Below are 14622 nucleotides of genomic sequence, written 5' to 3' on the forward strand. Positions count from 1 at the left end.
GGCTCTGCCCCCCATCTCACTCGCTTGGGGCCAGAGCCCTTTCCTCTGGAAAGGAATCCGACCCCGGCTGCCGGATCACAGGCAAAAAAAATCCCCGCCGAAGCGAGGAGTTTTTTCGTTGGTGCCCAGGAGAGGACTCGAACCTCCACGGTTTTACCCGCTAGTACCTGAAACTAGTGCGTCTACCAATTCCGCCACCTGGGCGTTCCAGAGGCGCAATTGTGAAGATGAATCCGCAGGCTGTCAACGACTTCCTGAATATTTTTGACGCGATCGCTTGAAGGCGACCGCTGACCCGTTCTGCACGCCGCCAGCGGCTACCATGTAGGGCGATGACTACCAAAAAACCAAGCAAGGGCGGGAGCAAGTCCCGCAGCCAGGCCCCGAACAAGGGCGCCAAGGCGGGTGCAGCCCGCACCACCAAGCCGGGCAAGCCGCTGCCGGGCTGGTTCCCCGAATTGAATGAAGGCGGTGCACCGCCACGCGGCCGCAAGGTCCGCAGTAACGATGCACCGGGCCCGGCCCCGGGCCGCAAGCTGCCGCCGGCCGGCAAGGTGATCGACGATCCCTATGCCGCCCGCGAAGCGGAGAAGTACGAACAGCCCATCGCCAGCCGCGAGGCCATCCTGGCCCTGCTGGAGCGCTGCGAGGGGCCGCAGACCGCCGAGGAACTGGGCGCGCGCCTGGGCCTGACCGCTCCGGACCGGGCCGAAGCGCTGTCGCGCCGGCTCGGTGCGATGGTCCGCGACGGCCAGCTGGTGCAGAACCGTCGCGGCGGTTTCGCCCCGATCCAGACCCTGAACCTGGTCACCGGTGTGGTGATCGCCAACCCGGAAGGGTTCGGCTTCCTGCGCCCGGTCGAGGGCGGCGACGACCTGTTCCTGCCGCCTTATGAAATGCGCAAGGTCATGCACGGCGACAAGGTGCTGGCCCGCGTGACCGGCATCGATCACCGTGGCCGTCGCGAAGGCAGCATCGCCCGCGTGCTGGAGCGCGGCATGACCCGCCTGATCGGCCGCTTCAGCATCGAGATGGGCATCAACTACGTGGTGCCCGACGACAAGCGCGTGCAGCGCAACGTGCAGGTGCCGCCGGACCAGACCGGTGGTGCGCGCGACGGCCAGCTGGTGGTCTGTGAACTGACCCAGGCGCCGGACAGCCGCCGCCCGCCGATCGGCCGCATCATCGCGGTGCTCGGCGACAAGCTGACCGCGTCGCTGGTGGTGGAGACCGCCATCCATGGCCACGAGCTGCCGTTCGAGTTCCCGCAGGAGGTGCTGGACGAAGCGGCCTCGGTGCCGCTGGTGGTCGAGCCGGCGATGATTGGCGACCGTGTCGACCTGCGCAGCACGCCGCTGGTCACCATCGATGGCGAGGATGCCAAGGACTTCGACGACGCGGTGTACTGCGAGCCGAATGCCGAGGGTTTCCGCCTGGTGGTGGCGATTGCCGACGTCTCGAATTACGTTCGCCCTGGTACGCCGCTGGATGAAGAGGCGCAGAAGCGTGCGACGTCGGTGTACTTCCCGGGCTTCGTGGTGCCGATGCTGCCGGAGACACTGTCCAACGGCATCTGCTCGCTGATGCCGAAGGTCGACCGCATGTGCTTTGTCTGCGACATGCAGATCGACCGCGATGGCCTGGTCACGCATTCGCGCTTCTACGAGGCGGTGATGAACTCGCATGCGCGCCTGACCTACACCCAGGTGTGGAAGGCGGTGGGCGAGGACGATGCCGATACCAAGGCCTGGATGGGCGACCTGCTGCCGCAGGTGCAGCGCCTGCACCAGCTGTACAAGGTGCTGTCCAAGGCACGCGCCAAGCGCGGTGCCATCGAATTCGAAAGCAGTGAAGTGCGCTTCGTGCTGGACAACCGTGGTGAAGTGACCCAGGCCGGCATGCTGGTGCGCAACGACGCGCACAAGCTGATCGAGGAGTGCATGATCGCGGCCAACGTCGAGGCCGCCAGGTACCTGCTGTCGCGCCATGTGCCGGCGCCGTACCGCATCCACGAGAAGCCGCCGGAAACCAAGTACGCCGACCTGCTGGAATTCCTCAAGGAGTTCAAGCTGAGCCTGCCGCCGTGGTCGAAGGTGCGCCCGGGCGATTACACCAAGCTGCTGAAGAAGATCCGCGACCGCCCCGATGCCACGCTGCTGGAATCGGTGTTGCTGCGCAGCCAGAGCCTGGCGATCTACAGCCCGGAGAATCACGGCCACTTCGGCCTGGCGCTGGAGGCGTACGCGCACTTCACCTCGCCGATCCGCCGTTACCCCGACCTGCTGGTGCACCGTGCGATCAAGCATGCGTTGTCCGGCAAGCCGCTGGACAAGTTCACCTACAACGCGCGCGAAATGGCGGCCCTGGCGCTGCAGTGTTCCGAGCGCGAGCGCCGTGCCGACGAAGCCGAGCGCGAGGTCGACGAGCGTTACCGCGCGGCGTGGATGGAAAAGCACGTGGGCGGCCAGTTCGACGGCGTGATCAGCGGCGTGACCAGCTTCGGCCTGTTCGTGGAACTGGACGAGTCCAAGGTGCAGGGCCTGGTGCATGTGACCCAGCTGCCGCAGGACTATTACAAGTTCGACGCCACCCGCAAAACGCTGACCGGCGAACGCCGCGGCAGCAGCTACCGGCTGGGTGACCGCGTGCGGATCCTGGTGCTGAAGGCCAGCATGGAAGAGCGCAAGATCGACTTCCGCCTGGTCGAGCACAAGGGCGAGGACGAGGGCGATGGCCTGCCGCCGCCGCCCGAGCGGGGCAAGCCGGCCAAGCGCACCAAGAAGAAGTATTGAAAGGTGTGCCGACCAACGGTCGGCACCTACCGCAACTGGTAGGTGCCAACCTTGGTTGGCACGACGTTCCGGAGGAACCCCAGCATGCAAGGCCAACCCGAATACAGTGGCGGCTGCCAGTGCGGCGCGGTCCGCTTCCAGGCGCGTGGCGAGCTCACCGACAGCTCGATCTGCCATTGCCGGATGTGCCAGAAGGCGTTCGGTGCCTATTACGCGCCGCTGGTATCCGTGCGCGGCGTGCAGTTCAGCTGGACCCGCGGCCAGCCGCGCTATTTCCAGTCGTCCAACGTGGTGCGGCGTGGTTTCTGCGCCGACTGCGGTACACCCCTGACCTATGAAGCCCCGGATGGCGTGGCCGTGGCTGCCGGCGCCTTCGATGAGCCGGAACGCCTGCCACCGACGATCCAGTACGGGGTGGAGCGCAAGCTGCCGTTCGTCGACAGCCTGTCCGGCCTGCCGGCGCGGCGCACCGAGGACGACGTCGCCGCGCTGGAGTTCCTGGCCACCATCGTCTCCCACCAGCACCCCGACCACGACACCCCGCACTGGCCGCCGCGCAGTCGGTAACGCCCCTCTAGCGCCGAGCCCACGCTCGGCTGCTCCGGGTTCAGGCTTCATCGGCCCCCCGCCAGCCGAGCATGGGCTCGGCGCTACAGAGGGGCGGCCGGTCGCAGCGCCCGGCCTGCCGATGCTCTACCATAGCCACCCCCTTTCCGGTCCCCGCCCGCATGAGCAAGAACAGCCAGTGGATTGTCGGCGTCAACGCCGTCGCCTCCTCCATCGAGAACGACGCCGAGAACGTCCGCGAAGTGCTGGTCGAGGCCGGTGCGAAGAACCCGCGCCTGACCGAGATCGAAGAGAACGCCCGCCGCAAGGGCATCGATGTGCGCAAGGTGAACAGCCAGGCGCTGGACGGTGTTGGCGGTTCGGTGCGCCACCAGGGCGTGGCCGCGCGCTACGCCGCCGCCCGTACCTACAGCGAGAACGAGCTGGAAGGGCTGGTCACCGCGGCCGAGGGCAAGGCCCTGCTGCTGGTGCTCGACGAGGTGCAGGACCCGCACAACCTCGGCGCCTGCCTGCGCTCGGCCGCTGCCGCCGGGGCGACCGCGGTGATCATCCCGAAGGACAAGTCGGCCACGGTCAATGCCACTGTGCGCAAGACTTCGGCCGGTGCCGCCGACCTGATCCCGGTGGTGGCGGTGACCAACCTCTCGCGCTGCCTGAAGGACCTGCAGAAGCAGGGCGTGTGGATCTACGGCCTGGCCGGTGAAGCCACGGCCTCGCTGTACCAGCTGGACCTGAAGGGCAACATCGCGCTGGTGCTGGGCGGCGAAGCCGATGGCCTGCGCCGCCTGACCCGCGAGAACTGCGATGGCCTGGTCAAGATCCCGATGCCGGGCGAGATCGAGAGCCTGAACGTCTCCGTCGCCGCCGGCGTCAGCCTGTTCGAGGCCGTGCGCCAGCGCGGTTGATCGGCCAGCGCGATGTGATCGGGGTCAGATCCCTTTTCCAATGGGAAAAGGGATCTGACCCCGTTTCATGTCCCGCCTCACCCCGCGCTGCCGCCCAACGCCTTGAACAGCGTCACGTCGTTGTTGAGCTGGCCCTGGCGCGCACGTGCCAGCGACAGTTCGGCATCACGCCGGGTCTGCTGCGCTTCCAGCCAGGTGCGCAGATCGGTGGCACCCACGCGGTAACGCACTTCCTGCGCGCGTTCCACTTCCACCGCTTCGTCGTATGAAGCCTGCGAGGCCGCCACCTGGCGCGCCAGCTGCTCGCGCGCCGACAGTGCGTTGTCCACTTCCGAGAGCGCGGTATACAGCGTCTTGCGGAAGTTGCTGGCGGCGATCTGGTAGGTGGTGCCGGCGATATCGGTATCCAGCTGCGCACGCTGCAGGTTGAGGAACGGCAGCGACAGGCCGGCGCCCAGCGTGGCCACCGGGTTGCGCAGCACATCGCCCAGCGAGGTCGCGCTGGAACCGAGGCTGCCGGTCAGGCTCAGCGCAGGGTAGTACTGGGTGGCGGTGACCTTGATGGTCTTCAGGCTGTTGCGCAGGCGAAGTTCGGCCGCGCGCAGATCGGGGCGGCGGCCGAGCAGATCGGTCGGCAGGCCTTCGCTGATGGCTGGGCTGCGTGCGCCCAGCAGGTCCTGTGGTTCGTCCTGCTGGGGCCAGGGCGTGCCGTCCAGCAGCACGGTCAGCGCGTTGCGCACCTCCACCCGCTGCTGTTCCAGCGCGCTCTGCGAGGACCGCTGCGACTGCAGGTTCTGCAGCGCCTGGCGCACTTCCAGGCGCGATACCGCACCGGCGTCGAAGCGGGCCTGCACCAGTTCGCGGGTGCGTTCCAGGCGCTCCAGGTTGGCCTGGCCGGTGGCGATCGACTGGTTGAGGTAGGCCAGGTTCCAGTACTGGGTGATGGTGTCGCTGATCACCAGCAGCGCGGTGTTCTGCCGATCTTCCTCGCTGGCCTCGGCTTCCCAGCGGGCGATGTCGCGCTGGGTGCGCAGGCGGCCCCACAGGTCCACCTCCCAACCCAGCGAGACGCCGGTGGAATAGCTGCGGCGCCAATCATCAGACTGGTCGGTGGCGCGGCTGGCGCTGCCGCTCACGCCGGATGACGAGGGCTGCGGCCACAGTGCGTTGCTGGCCAGGCCGGCCTGCAGGCGCGAACGCTGCACGGCCAGGCCGGCGGCGGCCAGATCGCTGTTGGCGGCCAGCGCCTGCGCCACCAGGCGGTCCAGGCGTTCATCGCCGAAGCCGGTCCACCAGGTGTCCTGGCGGATGTCGCGGCCCGGTGTATCCAGGCTGCTGCGCGGGTCATCGGCTGGCGCGTTGAGGGTGGCATCGCCACGTCCATACTGCGCCGCCACGGCCGGGTCGTGCACCGGGTAGCGGCCGACCGACGCGCAGCCGGACAGGGCGAGTAGAACGGCACCGGCCAGCAGCAGGTGCCGGGGAGCGGGGAAGGGCAGTCGGGTCATCATCTTCATTCGCGGGCCAGGGCCTCCACCGGGTCGAGCTGCGCGGCGTTGCGCGCTGGCAGGAAGCCGAACGCAACGCCGATCAGGGTCGAGCAGGCAAACGCGGCGACGATCGAGGCGGTGGAGAACAGCACCTGGAAGTCGCTGGCGAAGCGGCCGATCATCGAGCCCAGCAGCAGGGCCAGGCCGATACCGAGCACGCCGCCGAGCAGGCAGACCAGCACCGCTTCGATCAGGAACTGCTGGCGGATATCACTCTGCCGTGCACCGACGGCCATGCGCACCCCGATCTCGCGGGTGCGCTCGGTCACCGATACCAGCATGATGTTCATCACGCCGATGCCACCGACCAGCAACGCGATGGCGGCGATGGCACCGATCAGCAGGGTCATCGTGCGCGTGGTCTGCTCGATGGTCTCGCGGATCTCGGCGCTGTTGCTGAGGAAGAAATCCTCGGTGCCATGGCGCAGGGTCAGCAGGCGGGTGATCGCTTCCTGCGCGGCGTCCATCGGCGTGTCATCGTCCACGCGCACGGTGATGCTGGACACGTGGCTCTGGCCGAGCATGCGCGACATCACCGTGGTGTACGGCACCCACACGCTGAGGCTGGTGCTGCCGCCGAAGCCGAAACTCTGCCGCTTGGCCACGCCGACCACGCGCGCCGGCACGTTGCCGAGCAGGATCACCTGGCCGACCGGGTCGACATCGGGAAAGAACTGGGACTGGGTGTTCTCGTCGATCACCGCCACCTGGCCCAGGCCCTTGACCGCATCGGCATCGAAGAAGCTGCCGCTGAGCAGGGTCACGCCCTTGACCCGGAAGAACTGCTCGCCAACGCCGCTGACCTGGGCGGTGGACGACTGGTTGCGGTAACGCGCGGTGACCGAAGTCGATACGCTGGGGGTGGCGCTGTCCACGTAGCTCTGCCTTGCCAGTGCATCGGCATCGCTGGCCTTGAGCGTCTGTACGCGCGCCGAGCGCATGTCGCCGAAACCGCGGCCGGGATAGACGTCGATGGTATTGGTGCCGAGCGCGCTGATGTTCTGCAGGATCTGCTGCTGGGAGCCATTGCCCAGCGCCACCACCGAGACCACCGAGGCGATGCCGATGATGATGCCGAGCATGGTCAGGAAGGTTCGCAGCCGATGTGCGTTCATCGCCAGCAGCGCCATGCGGAACGCTTCGGTGAAGCGGTCGCGCGCGGCCCGCCAGCTGTTGCCGCGGGCGACGCCGGTACTGGCCTCGCGCTGCGCACGGTAGGTCGGCGCATTCGGGTTGGCGCGGTCGGCGATGATCTCGCCATCGCGGATTTCGATGATGCGCTGCGCGTGCTCGGCCACGCTCATGTCGTGGGTGACGATGATGATGGTGTGGCCTTCGGCATGCAGTTCGCCGAGGATCGCCATCACTTCCTCGCCGGATTTCGTGTCCAGCGCGCCGGTCGGTTCGTCGGCCAGGATCACCTCGCCGCCGTTCATCAGGGCGCGTGCGATCGACACGCGCTGCTGCTGGCCACCGGACAGCTGGCCCGGCTTGTGATGCATGCGGTCGCTCAGGCCCAGCCGCTGCAGCAGTTGCTCGGCACGCGCGTTGCGCACCGGGCCGGGGCTGCCGGCGTACACCGCCGGCACTTCCACGTTGCCGCGCGCGTCCAGGTCGCCGAGCAGGTGGTAGCGCTGGAAGATGAAACCGAAATGCTCGCGGCGCAGTTCGGCCAGTTCGTCCGGTTGCATCTTCCCGGTTTCGCGGCCGGCCACCTGGTAGCTGCCACGGGTGGGACGATCGAGGCAGCCGAGGATGTTCATCAGCGTCGACTTGCCCGAGCCGGACTGGCCGACGATGGCCACCATCTCACCGGCGTGGATGTCGAGATTGACGTCGCGCAGCACGGCGATCACATCATCGCCGGCCGGGAATTCACGTCGCAGGTCGCGCAGGCGCAGCAGCGGCGCCGTCGTGCTCATCGGCGCCCCATGCCCGGGCCGCCAACCCGCATCTGCATGCCGCCGCGGTTGCCGCCGCCGGCGCTGGCACCGGCCGCACCCGCTTCGCCAACCACCACGCGCTCGCCTTCCTTCAGCCCGGACAGGATCTCGGCCGAGGCGCCATTGTTGATGCCCACCGTGACCTTGCGCGGCTGCGGCTGGCCCTTGTCGTCCAGCACCCGCACCATGCGCTCGTCGCCACGGCGCTTCGGCCCCAGCGCCACTGCCGGCACCATCAGCACGCCCTTGGCCTGCTTGAGCAGCACCGAGACCTGCGCGGTCATGTCGATGCGCAGCGTGCCATCCGGGTTCTCCACGTCGAACAGCGCGTTGTAGTAGACCGCGCTGCTGGAACTGGAACTGGAGGAGCTGCTGGAGCTGGATGAATTCTCGTTGGCGATCGAGGCTGGCGCCGGATTGATCTGGCGCAGCGTGGCGTGGTACTTGCGGTCCGGGTCGCCGAGCGTGGTGAAGTACACCGGCATGCCGGCCTTGATCTTGACCACGTCGGCCTCGGAGATCTCCGCATTGACGGTCACCACGTCCAGCCGCGCCAGCATGACGATGGTCGGCGCGGTCTGGTTGGCGTTCACCGTGCGGCCTTCCTCGGCCACCACCGCCACCACGGTGCCGTCCATCGGCGCGGTGATGCGGGTGTAGGCCAGGTTGGCGCGGGCGGTGCCCAGCTCGGTTTCGCGGCCCTTGATCTGCGCCTCGTAGGACTGCAGCTGGGCACGGGCGGTCTTCAGCTGCGCCTCGGCGGCATCGTATTCCTGGCGCGAGGTGGCCTCGGCAGCCAGCATCTGCTGCTGGCGCGCGAATTCCAGTTCGGCCTGGCGCAGGGTGGCCTGCTGGACGGCGCGCTGGGCGGTGACCTGGTCCAGCGAGGCCTGCGCGTTGAGCACCTGGTTCTGCTGGGTGGTGGCGTCGATCTCGGCAATCAGGTCGCCTTCCTTCACGGTGTCGCCCAGCTGCACCTTCAGCGACTTGATCTGGCCCGAGGCCTGCGCACCGACGCTGACCAGCTTGTAGGCATCGATCACGCCGGTGGCGTCCACCGTCTGCTCGATGTCACCGCGGCTGACCGGCGAGGTGGCCACCGCCGGCGCGGCGGGCTTGCGCAGCAGCCACCAGGCGGTCGCGGCGACGATCAGGGCAAGCAGGGCGATCAGTATCAGGCGACTCCGGCGGGTCGCGGGCAGCAGGCGGAACGTCACGTCGTGGCTTCACTCTCGGGGCCGCGCGTGCGGCGTTGGCGGGCATTGTGAAGACCGGGCGATGGACGGCTCAATCCTCGGGGTATGTCTGTATGTAACACTGTCGGTGAATACGCGTAACCACAGGTATCCCGCCCGTGGGTGGATACACTGGTACGCATTGCCCCGGATGCGGTTCAGCTGCCGACACGGGATGATCGCGACATGGAGACTGAAAACCCGATGCATCGACTGCTGATCGTCGACGACGACAACGACATCCGCACGCTGCTGGCCGAGCAGCTCGGCCGCGCCGGTTACCTGGTGAGCACGGCGGCCGATGGCACCGCCATGCGCCAGCTGCTGGACCGCGAGCACGTGGACCTGATCGTGCTCGACCTCAACCTGCCGCGCGAGGATGGCCTGACCCTGTGCCGCGACCTGCGTGCGCGTTCCAACACGCCGGTGATCATGCTGACCGCGCGCGCCGAGCCGATCGACCGCGTGCTGGGCCTGGAAATGGGCGCCGACGACTACCTGGCCAAGCCGTTCGAGCCCCGCGAGCTGCTGGCGCGCATCCGCAACGTGCTGCGCCGGACCGAGGCGCTGCCGGCCAACCTGGAGCCGCTGGCGGTGCGCCGTGCGCGCTTCTCGCGCTGGGTGTTCGACCTGGAGCATCGCCACCTGGTCGATCCGGATGACCGCGTGGTGGTGCTGTCCGGCGCCGAGTTCCGCCTGCTGCGGGTGTTCATCGCGCACGCCAACAAGGTGCTGTCGCGCGAGCAGCTGGTCGCGCTCAGCAGTGGCCGCAACTACGAGGCACAGGACCGCGCGATCGACCTGCAGGTCAGCCGCCTGCGCAACAAGCTGGGCGACGACGGTGGCCCGGACGGACTGATCAAGACGGTGCGCAACGAGGGCTACGTGCTGGCCTCCGCGGTCAACCTGGAATAAGCCGCGATGAAGCGCCTGCGCCATTTCCTGTCCTCGATGGTCGGGCGGTTGTTCGTGATCCTGCTGCTGGGCATGGCGGTGGCTGCGATCGGCGCGACCATGCTGGCCACTTCCAAGCGCCAGCAGGAGTTCGAGCGGCAGAACCTGAACCGCATCGCCGACCGCCTGCAGGGCTACGTCAACCTGCTGGACGGCAATCCGGAGCTGCGCGAGCGCCTGCTGGCGATCGGCGGGCCGAGCGTGCGCGCGCTGCAGCCCGGAGCCCGCCTCGGGCGTGCCGACACGGCGCTGATGGAAGTGCTGGAAGACCGCCCCGGACCGGTGTCGCGCGCGCATGTGCACTTCGCTTCGTTCCGCTCCTGCATTCCCAAGCTGCAGGACCTGCTGCCGCCGCCACCGCCGGGTCACCGGCGGCCGCCGCGCGAACGCGACCCGGCGTTCATCCCGCCCAAGTGCCGCGCGGTGGACGTGACCCTCAACGACGGCACGCTGCTGAAACTGGCGCTGGACTCGCCGGCGGTGGCGCACAACGGCATCCTCGCCGTGGACCCGTGGTTCCTGACCCTGCTGGTGCTGGCGATTGCCGTGCTGGCCTATATCGTTGCGCGCATGGCCAGTGCGCCACTGCAGGAACTGGCCGCCGCTGCCGAGGATCTCGGCGACGATCTGCAGCGCGACCCGTTGCCATTGCGCGGGCCGCATGAAGTGCAGCGCGCCGCCGAAGCCTTCAACGCCATGCAGCACCGCCTGCAGCGGCACCTGGCCGAACGCACGCAGATGCTGGCGGCGATCACCCATGACCTGCAGACGCCGCTGACCCGGTTGCGCCTGCGCCTGGAGAATGTCAGCGACGAAGCCCTGCGCGAGCGCCTGATCGGTGACCTGGCGGCGATGCAGGCGCTGGTGCGCGAGGGCCTGGAACTGGCCCGCAGTGCCGAGAGTGCCGAGCAGCGCGCCGCACTCGACCTGGATTCACTGCTGGAGAGCATCGTCGAGGACACCGCCGAAGGCGGCGCCGACGTGGTCTTCGAGGGGGGCAGTGGTTCGGTGCTGATGCTGCGTCCGCTGGCCATGCACCGCCTGTTCTCCAACCTGGTGGACAACGCGGTGATGTACGCGCAGCGGGCGCGGGTACGGGTCGAGCGCAGCGGCGGTGCGATCACCGTAGTGGTGGCCGATGACGGTCCCGGCCTGGCCGAAGAGCAGCTGGAGGCGGTGTTCGATCCGTTCGTGCGGGTGGAAACCTCGCGTTCGCGCCAGACCGGCGGGGCCGGCCTGGGCCTGACCATCGCCCGCGCCCTGGCCGAGAAGGACGGCGCGCGGCTGTGGCTGCGCAACCGGGCCGAAGGTGGCCTGGAGGCGGTGGTGCAGTGGCCGGCCAGTGCCCAGGTGGTGGCGCCCGGCCGCGCCGGCTGAGCCGGCGGGCCGCGGACGGTGACGCCGGGGCCGGGGTTTGGCCTATCATCTGCCCATCTCCCCAGTCTCCCCTCGATGAGCCAGCCCGTTCCCGCCGGCATGCCAGTGCGCGCTGCCCGGCTGTTCCCGCACGCTGCCGCGCCCTGCAGCCGCACCTGGCCGCCGCTGCTGCGGTGATGGGCGGGCAGGGGGACGAGGGGCGCTGGGTGGAGCGCCGCGCATCAGGATTCAGGCGGGCACTGCGGCAGGGCCTGCTGTGGTTGCTGCTGGCCCTCGCGCTGCCGCTGGCGGCACAGGAGGGCGCGCCCCCGCTGCGCGACTACGCCATCGACGTATGGACCTCGCGCAACGGCCTGCCGCACAACTCGCTGCGCGACATCGCACAGACGCCGGAGGGCCATCTGTGGTTCGCCACCTGGGAAGGGCTGGTGCGCTACAACGGACTGGACTTCACCGTGTTCGACCGCAGTACGCGCCCGGGCCTGCGCGACAACGGCATCGGCGCACTGTTCGTCGACCGCCAGGGTGGGCTGTGGATCAGCGATTCGCGCGGCAACGTCAGCCACCGCGGCAGCGACGGCCAATGGCGGGTCTGGGAGCACCAGGCCGGTACACCGCAGGTGCTGATCCAGTCCATGCAGATGGACAGCCAGGGCCGGCTGTGGCTGCTGTACGAAGGCAAGGGCATCGGCTACCTGACGCCGGATGCCGGCATCGTCTACCAGGCACCGGCGGCGGACCTGCCGATGGCGATGAGCTTCACCAAGCTGGTGGTCGATGCACAGGACCGGGTATGGGTCGGCACGCTCGACGGGCTGGTGCTGCGCGACAACGACGGCGTGCTCAAGCGCGCGCCCGCCGCGTGGGGGCTGGGCGCCGGCAGCGGCCTGTCGTGGCCGTACCGGGCACCGGATGGCGCGCTGTGGATCGTCGCCGGCGAGCGCCTGTACCGGGTGGAGGACGACCAGCTGGTGCTGGTGCACCGCCTGCCGGGCCAGCTGCACATGACCTCGATGCTGCAGGACCGGCATGGCGATCTGTGGCTGGGTACCGAGAACCAGGGCCTGCTGCGCATTTCCGCCCATGGCCTGGAGCGGCTGCCGGCCGGCCTGAACCTGCCGGGCGGACGCGTGGTCAGCCTGCGCGAGGATGCCGAAGGCAGCATCTGGGTGGGAGCCAATGGGGGCCTGTACCGCCTGCGCGAAACACTGTTCAGCAGCTTCACCGAGCGCGATGGGCTCAGTGGCGACTACGTGCGCACGGTGTTCGAGGATCGCGACCGCCAGCTGTGGGTCGGCAGCGCCAGCGGCCTTGACCTCCAGACCCGCGACGGTCGTTTCCGCGCGGTGCCGCTGCACAACCGCGGCGGCAAGGCGCCCTCGGTACTGAGCCTGGCACAGGGGCCGGACGGTGACCTGTGGGTGGGAACCTTCGGCGACGGCGTTTACCGGCTGGGTCGCGATGGGGGCCTGCGCCACAACTATGCGGCGGCTGACGGCATGCCGGGCGGCAACATCCGTGCGATCACCGTTGACCCGCAGGGCGTGGTCTGGGCCGGCACGCAGAAGGGCGTGGTGCGCATCGACGGCGACCGGGTGCAGGTCTCGAACGTGCCGGGCATGCCCGGCGGCCTGATCACCGCGCTCGAGCATGATCACCAGGGCAACCTGTGGATCGGCACCATCGAAGGCATCCGCGTGCTGCGTGGCGACCACGTGCAGTCGATCGACCTGGCCCCGCTGGGGGGCGGCCGCAGCGTGTTCGGCTTCCACCAGCTGGGCGATGCGATGTGGATCAGCAGTGATCGTGGCCTGTACCGCTGGCGCAACGGTGCGCTGGCGCGGGTCGGCCTGGAGCAGGGCATGCCGGTGGACGCGGTGTTCCAGCTGGTGCCGGACCGCCTCGGCAATGTCTGGATCAGCAGCAACCGTGGTGTGCTGCGCACCGACATGGCTACCCTCAATGCGGTGGCCGATGGCCGCACGCCGCGGGTGGTGCTGGAGCGCTACAACGAGATCGACGGCATGGCCAATGCACAGGCCAATGGCAGCTCCAGTCCATCGGCGATCCTGCGCCAGGATGGCACGTTCTGGGTGGTCACCGCCGGTGGCCTGAGCACGGTCGACCCGCAACGCCTGCAGCGTTTCCGCGAGCGGCCATCGCCGCCGGCGGCGATCGAGAGCGTGCAGGTGGATGGTGCGCCGGTGCACTGGGAGGGACCGGATCGCAATTACATTCCCGGTGGCCGCCGGTTGGCGGTGAGCTATGTCGGCCTGAGCTACCTGATGTCCGACCGGATCCGCTACCGCACGCGGCTGGATGGCCTCGATGCCGGCTGGGTCGAGCGTGGCCCGCAGCGCAGCGTCGAGTTCGTTGGCCTGCCGCCGGGCGACTACACCCTGCATGTGGCTGCGGCGCATCCGGGCGGCAGCTGGGGCCAACAGGAGGCGGTGTGGAGCTTCAGCGTCGAGCCGTTCTGGTGGCAGCGGCGCAGCGTGCAGGCGCTGGGCGGGCTGTTGCTGCTGGCCGGCCTGGTGGCACTGTACCGCCTGCTGCTGCAGCAGCTGAAGGCCAGCAACCTGCGCCTGGCGCGGCGGGTGGACGACGCGACCTTCGACCTGCAGGCCAAGACCGTGCACCTGCAGGCGCTGAACCAGGAAAAGACCGAGCTGGCCGAGCGCCTGGCGCGCCAGGCCGAAGCCTTCGAGCGCCAGGCCCGCGAGGATGCGCTGACCGGGCTGGCCAACCGCCGCGGCTTCGACGAGACGCTGGCGCGTGACTTCGCCCGTTCGCAGCGTAGTGGTCATCCACTGTGCCTGGTGGTGCTGGACATCGACCATTTCAAGGACGTCAACGACCGCCACAGCCACAGCATCGGCGATGCCGTGCTTGTGCAGGTGGCGACGCTGATCGCAGCCGCCAGCCGCGACTCCGACCTGCCGGCGCGCACCGGCGGCGAAGAGTTCGCGCTGCTGCTCAACGACACCCGCCTGGAGGAAGCCGCGCAGCTGTGCGCGCGCCTGCGCGGCCTGTTCCATGACCACCCCGACTGGGCCGGTGTGGAAGGCCTGCGCGTGACCTTCAGTGCGGGGCTGGTGGAGCTGGATGCCGACGACCGCACCCCGGCGCTGCTGTACCAGCGCGCCGACCGCGCGCTGTACCGCGCCAAGAGCGACGGCCGCGATCGCACGAGCATTGGTTGATCGCATCCACGCATGGCGTGGATCTACTGTGCGGCGATTGATTCGCCACCATGCATCGATGGAACGACGTCGGCCTGTAGAGTCGAGCCGTGCTCG

At 68.7% G+C, this 14622-nt stretch carries 9 protein-coding genes and 1 tRNA gene; 6 read left to right on the plus strand and 4 right to left on the minus strand.

All coding sequences use genetic code 11. The annotated features are described in order from the left end of the window. Positions 1–119: 119 nt before the first annotated feature. Positions 120–204: transfer RNA gene (locus tag AC5P7F_RS09050), tRNA-Leu, on the minus strand. 128 nt (positions 205–332) lie between these two features. On the opposite strand from AC5P7F_RS09050, the gene rnr reads away from it, so the two are divergent. The 3 genes from rnr to rlmB all read left to right on the plus strand — a co-directional run bounded on the left by rnr (position 333) and on the right by rlmB (position 4264). After that, on the plus strand, positions 333–2792 hold the full coding sequence (gene rnr / locus AC5P7F_RS09055; RefSeq protein ID WP_495204150.1) for a ribonuclease R: 2460 nt from the start codon (positions 333–335) through the stop codon (positions 2790–2792). An 84-nt stretch (positions 2793–2876) separates the two neighbouring features. Continuing rightward, positions 2877–3359, plus strand: coding sequence for a GFA family protein (locus AC5P7F_RS09060; RefSeq protein WP_014646528.1), 483 nt, complete (start codon positions 2877–2879; stop codon positions 3357–3359). A 161-nt stretch (positions 3360–3520) separates the two neighbouring features. Beyond that, a complete protein-coding gene (gene rlmB, locus AC5P7F_RS09065) occupies positions 3521–4264 on the plus strand; it encodes a 23S rRNA (guanosine(2251)-2'-O)-methyltransferase RlmB (RefSeq protein ID WP_005408775.1) in 744 nt (247 codons plus the stop codon). Positions 4265–4341: 77 nt separating this feature from the next. On the opposite strand, the gene AC5P7F_RS09070 is transcribed toward rlmB, so the two are convergent. Genes AC5P7F_RS09070 through AC5P7F_RS09080 form a run of 3 tightly spaced genes read right to left on the minus strand, consistent with a single transcriptional unit; the run spans position 4342 to position 8974 of the window. Then, complete coding sequence (locus AC5P7F_RS09070; RefSeq protein ID WP_164076951.1) at positions 4342–5781, minus strand: efflux transporter outer membrane subunit; 1440 nt, start codon at positions 5779–5781, stop codon at positions 4342–4344. Next, positions 5778–7736, minus strand: a complete 1959-nt coding sequence (locus AC5P7F_RS09075; protein ID WP_049442200.1) for a MacB family efflux pump subunit — start codon at positions 7734–7736, stop codon at positions 5778–5780. The genes AC5P7F_RS09070 and AC5P7F_RS09075 overlap by 4 nt, the downstream gene beginning before the upstream one ends. Then, entirely contained in the window at positions 7733–8974 is a 1242-nt protein-coding gene (locus AC5P7F_RS09080; protein ID WP_014646531.1) for an efflux RND transporter periplasmic adaptor subunit, read from the minus strand. The genes AC5P7F_RS09075 and AC5P7F_RS09080 overlap by 4 nt, the downstream gene beginning before the upstream one ends. Before the next feature lie 204 nt (positions 8975–9178). Here AC5P7F_RS09080 and AC5P7F_RS09085 point away from each other — a divergent pair, with 204 nt between their 5' ends. The 3 genes from AC5P7F_RS09085 to AC5P7F_RS09095 all read left to right on the plus strand — a co-directional run bounded on the left by AC5P7F_RS09085 (position 9179) and on the right by AC5P7F_RS09095 (position 14526). Continuing rightward, entirely contained in the window at positions 9179–9907 is a 729-nt protein-coding gene (locus AC5P7F_RS09085) for a response regulator (RefSeq protein WP_041863210.1), read from the plus strand. A 6-nt stretch (positions 9908–9913) separates the two neighbouring features. Further along, a complete protein-coding gene (locus AC5P7F_RS09090; RefSeq protein ID WP_164076950.1) occupies positions 9914–11323 on the plus strand; it encodes an ATP-binding protein in 1410 nt (469 codons plus the stop codon). 176 nt (positions 11324–11499) lie between these two features. After that, positions 11500–14526, plus strand: a complete 3027-nt coding sequence (locus tag AC5P7F_RS09095; protein WP_041864114.1) for a ligand-binding sensor domain-containing diguanylate cyclase — start codon at positions 11500–11502, stop codon at positions 14524–14526. Positions 14527–14622 lie beyond the last annotated feature (96 nt).

The sequence above is a fragment of the Stenotrophomonas sp. YJH_SMC_105-26 genome (genome assembly GCF_059368915.1).